A 4149-nucleotide genomic window follows, 5' to 3' on the forward strand; every position below is an offset into this window, starting at 1 on the left:
AGGCCTTGCCTCACAAAACGCAACGGCACCCATCGCACGCCGATTCTCACAGTTTCCATCGCCACGGCTACCGTCGCAAAGACTTCTCTGAACCAGGAATGACCAGCGAGATGCGAGGTGGAGTCGCTACCGCCTGCAGCATTTTCACTGAGGAACTGCGAAGAAGCTTTTCGGGTCGTCTGCGCCGAGCAGGTCGTGGTGAAACACGACGGCGTCCACCGGCCGTGTGTCCACGAACAGGACCGCGACGGTGCGCGAGTGGACGATGGTGTAGCGGGTAAAGCCGTCCACCCAGGAATGGATCCCGGTGTACTCCTCAGTGAAGAAACCGTCGCCGAGGAGTCCCCGCTCCTCGAGCAGGCCGTAGACAACATTCCAGGCGAGATCCATCAGGTCGTGGATCGCCGCTTCCACTGTTGGAGCCGTCATGCGGCCATGATCCCACCAGCCACGGACAGGGTGGTGGAGCGGTCTGGCGTGTCGTCATCTCCGTCAGACGCTATGCCGTTTGGGGTCGCATTGCTTAGTGCGCATGATGCCCAGCCTGTCGACTGGCTCTCCGTTCCTGGCGTCGCTCACGCTTCTCGTCGCGGTCTACACGCGACAGCAGCACCAGGATCGCTAGGACCCAGATGACAAGAAGCACAAACACCAAAGCAATCGCTTCTTGGCCGCCCATACAGCAATTTTAGGTCCGGAGGGGTATAAAGGCGCCCGGAAATCAAGCTGTTGCTAGGCCAGCCGATCCGACGCAGGCAGGCAGTTCTACCGGATTCGACTTCGGTCGCGGCGGAACCGCCTTCGCCGGTGAGCCAGCCGCCGCGCTGGTGTTACCCGGTGCAACCGCTGGGCCGCCCGTTCCGCTGTCCGTTCCTGACGGCGGGCGCGCCTTTCGGGGCGGCCCAGCCCCGACAGCAGCACCAGAATCGTTCCCGCCCACATGATAGCCATCGCAAACACCAGTGCGATCGCTTCCTCGGGGCGCATGAACCAAGTTTACGCGCCAAGAGTGATCTAAGCGGGGCGACCACTGGAAGGACGCATGCTTCCGTATGCGAAGGAACCAGCTGGAATATCTACCGGAACCAGTCGTGTGATCCATCAGCTCAGCGCTGGAGCCGGACCGCCTCCACGACGTCGTCCTCGTACAGGCAGTGCACCGTGGCCTGCCAGGATTCGTAGCGCCCGTAGTTCCCCCAATCCAGGATGAACTCCCAACCCATCTCGAGCTCGGTCCGCAGGTCCTCCGGCCAGCGCCGGTACCCCGCCCCACGCGCCGTCCCGGCGGCGCTGATCCGGGCATCGACCTCCTCGAACGCGCGCTCCAGCCGGGCGCAGTACTCCTCGTCGCTCTCACGGGGATTTCGATGAGCAGCGGACTCCTGTTTAGGCGGCATGCCAGTCACCGAACTGCGAGAGCAGCACCCGTTCGCGGGGAACCGTGCAGGTCAGCAGAACCTGTCCCGGTGGACTGCCTGCAGAGCTCCACGAGATCCTGCCGCCTGATCTGCGCCCAGAACCAGACCGCCCGTCACCCTTGGTGGGCAGCGGCGCCGCCCCTGGAAGGGGCCCGAGGCAGGTTGTCCCCGTGCACGGGAAGCGTAGCGCATGCTATCGAGACGTCGCCGGGTTACTCGAGCCCAAATCGCGCGCCGAGGAGTTTTCCGCACCGCGCCCCGGTTCAAATACGGCCACCGGCAGTTTTAGCGGCTAAGACGAGGCATCAGCATCGGAGCCCTCGGCACCGGGCAGAGCCGTGTTGCTGGCCGTGGGCGCGCCCATGCCCGCTTTTACCTGGTGTGGGCCGGCGGCGGAGGGCCGGATGTCAAAGTCGAAGATCGCAGTGGGCAGGTAGACGGTGGAGCACGAGTTCGGGATGTCCACGACGCCGGAGAGCCGGCCTTCGATCGGAGCGGCGCCGAGCAGCAAGTACGCCTGCTCTGGGCTGTAGCCGAACCGGGTCAGGTAGTCGATGGCGTGCAGGCAGGCCCGCTGATAGGAAAGGTGCGAATCAAGGTACTTCTGCTCACCGTCCAGTGTCACCGATGTTCCGGAGAACGCGAGCCATTCGCTGAACCGCGGATCCACGATGCCGGGCATGAAGATCGCGTTTTCGCTTACCCCGTAGGTGTCCATGCCCCCCTTGATTAGGTCGACCCGCAGATCCAGGAAGCCGCCCATTTCGATGGCGCCGCAGAAGGTTATTTCACCGTCACCCTGGGAGAAGTGAAGGTCACCCATGGAAAGGTTCGCGCCGTCCACAAAGACCGGATAGAAGACCCTGGTGCCCTTCGAGAGGTTTTTGATGTCCTGGTTACCGCCGTTTTCGCGTGGAGGTGCGGTACGGGCCGCTTCCCCGGCCACTCGGTCGAATTCGGATTCCGGCAAGCTACCCAGGACGGCGTGCTCAGGATTTGGAGGCAACGCGAGTGGTGGAACCCGGTTTGGGTTGGTGGCGATGAGGTCCCCTTCGCGCCGGTTCCATTTGGCCAGAAGTTCCGCGGACGGGGCTGTGCCCATCAGTCCGGGGTGGATTAGCCCCGTGAACGAGACTTCCGGAACGTGTCGGGATGAAGCAATCTGACCGGTGAAGTCCCAGATGGCTTTATAGGCGTCCGGGAACTGCTCGGTGAGGAACCCGCCACCGTTGTTCGTGGCGAAGATGCCGGTATAGCCCCAGCCCTGTCCGGCCAGCGGCCCCGAGTCCTCCTGCGGGATCGGCCCTACATCAAGAATGTCCACTATCAGCAGATCGCCCGGCTGTGCCCCTTCGACGGCGAAGGGTCCGCTGAGTTTGTGGACGGTCAGCAATGGGGCGTTGAGAATGTCCTCGGCCGAATCGTCATTGACGATCGCGCCGTCGAACCACTCGCGGCAATGCACACGGAAAACATCGCCGGGCCTGACCGTTGCCACAGGCGGGATCTCCGGGTGCCATCGGTTGTGACCGATTTTCTCCTGGTCCTCAAATTTCTTCGAAGAGTCAAGCGGGAAAATTAGCTCGGGCATTTCGTCTCCTGTGATCGAATCTCGTCCTGTTATGGTCGCGGAAGCTTTTTATGTAACGGATTAGTCGTGTAGTGTTGCGTGTTCTTTCTCTTCGTCCCCGGTAGTTCCATAATGACCTGAGGCTGGTGGGCGCTGCGTTTGGTGGCGTCGATCAGTCGGAATTCAGCGGAGCCGCTGCGTGAAAGGTAAGGGGTGCTCATTTTCCGTGGAGCGGGTTGCTGGCATGAGGGGCAAGGCGAAGAATCAGTTGCTTCACTCATCGCGCAGATCACCTCGAAAACCGAACATTGCGGGCACCGGTACTCGTAAATGGGCATGGACGGTTCCTTTCCTGGTCCGGCCGCTAGGCTGCAGAGGCCGCTGCAGTGTCTTCCGCAGCCCTACGGTGGGGCAGGCCCCGGCGGGCCAGGAAGAATGCCACCACCAGGGACACTGCGCCCAAGGCTGCGACGACCAGCGCATTGGTGGTATTGGTCTCATATCTGTCAAGCAGCAGGAAGAATGCCGGGATGGTCGCGGTCAGATGGCTGACAAAGATCGTGAACCAGCCTGTCGCGAGGGTCAGTGTCTCTTTGTGCAGGCCAAGAACGAGGAAGAACAGGAACCAGAGCACGGCCCAGATGAGCCAGATCGAGCCGAACACAGGATCATCTACGGAAGTGAACTGGAGAACACCGATGGCCACGGCGCAGGCGGCCACGAACAGCGAGAACCAGCCCAGCCCCTCCCCGCTGACCCCGGTAACCTGAAGGATCCCCACGTATAGATAGGTGAAACCGAAAAGGTAAAGCCCAGCGGCACCGAAAATAATCGATGGGTCATTATTTGCCTGTAGCAGAATGATCGTCGGGAAGACCACCTGCATGATTCCAACGAAAAAGTTGAGAATTGCCGCTGATTTGCCCGGAATCAATCCGATCAACATCAAGCCGTTGATAAAGAGGACGGCTCCAACGTACAGTAAACCGACACTGCCCATGTTCGCTCCATTGCGATACAGGTGATGATTTTGTGAAGAGCTCGGTTGATGCGAAATCGGTTGGCACGAAATCGTAAAACGCCACGGGATCGGAGGAATAACCGACCATCAGCTGGTTATGCCACAGCCTACTTTGGGCATTTCTTTCATGTCAACGGTTC

General features: G+C 60.8%; 5 protein-coding genes. All 5 read right to left on the reverse strand.

Translation table 11 applies throughout. The features are described from left to right. Window positions 1-144: 144 nt before the first annotated feature. The 5 genes from RIN13_RS19800 to RIN13_RS19820 all read right to left on the reverse strand — a co-directional run bounded on the left by RIN13_RS19800 (window position 145) and on the right by RIN13_RS19820 (window position 3988). Window positions 145-429 (reverse strand): hypothetical protein, encoded by a 285-nt coding sequence (locus RIN13_RS19800; RefSeq protein WP_309109026.1) that lies wholly within the window; start codon window positions 427-429, stop codon window positions 145-147. Window positions 430-1106: 677 nt separating this feature from the next. Continuing rightward, window positions 1107-1397, reverse strand: a complete 291-nt coding sequence (locus RIN13_RS19805) for a hypothetical protein (protein ID WP_309109027.1) — start codon at window positions 1395-1397, stop codon at window positions 1107-1109. A gap of 313 nt (window positions 1398-1710) precedes the next feature. Continuing rightward, entirely contained in the window at window positions 1711-3009 is a 1299-nt protein-coding gene (fmdA, locus tag RIN13_RS19810) for a formamidase (RefSeq protein ID WP_309109028.1), read from the reverse strand. A 29-nt stretch (window positions 3010-3038) separates the two neighbouring features. Beyond that, a complete protein-coding gene (locus tag RIN13_RS19815; RefSeq protein WP_309109029.1) occupies window positions 3039-3326 on the reverse strand; it encodes a zinc ribbon domain-containing protein in 288 nt (95 codons plus the stop codon). 26 nt (window positions 3327-3352) lie between these two features. Next, on the reverse strand, window positions 3353-3988 hold the full coding sequence (locus RIN13_RS19820) for an AmiS/UreI family transporter (RefSeq protein ID WP_309109030.1): 636 nt from the start codon (window positions 3986-3988) through the stop codon (window positions 3353-3355). Window positions 3989-4149: the final 161 nt, after the last annotated feature.

It is taken from the genome of Arthrobacter sp. (assembly GCF_031179985.1).
Lineage (GTDB): Bacteria > Actinomycetota > Actinomycetes > Actinomycetales > Micrococcaceae > Arthrobacter.

Excerpts from the sequence above, each read along its gene's own strand:
- RIN13_RS19805 (WP_309109027.1), bottom strand. The coding sequence starts at position 1,397 with ATGCCGCCTAAACAGGAGTCCGCTGCTCATCGAAATCCCCGTGAGAGC.
- RIN13_RS19800 (WP_309109026.1), bottom strand. The coding sequence starts at position 429 with ATGACGGCTCCAACAGTGGAAGCGGCGATCCACGACCTGATGGATCTC.
- fmdA (WP_309109028.1), bottom strand. The coding sequence starts at position 3,009 with ATGCCCGAGCTAATTTTCCCGCTTGACTCTTCGAAGAAATTTGAGGAC.
- RIN13_RS19815 (WP_309109029.1), bottom strand. The coding sequence starts at position 3,326 with ATGCCCATTTACGAGTACCGGTGCCCGCAATGTTCGGTTTTCGAGGTG.
- RIN13_RS19820 (WP_309109030.1), bottom strand. The coding sequence starts at position 3,988 with ATGGGCAGTGTCGGTTTACTGTACGTTGGAGCCGTCCTCTTTATCAAC.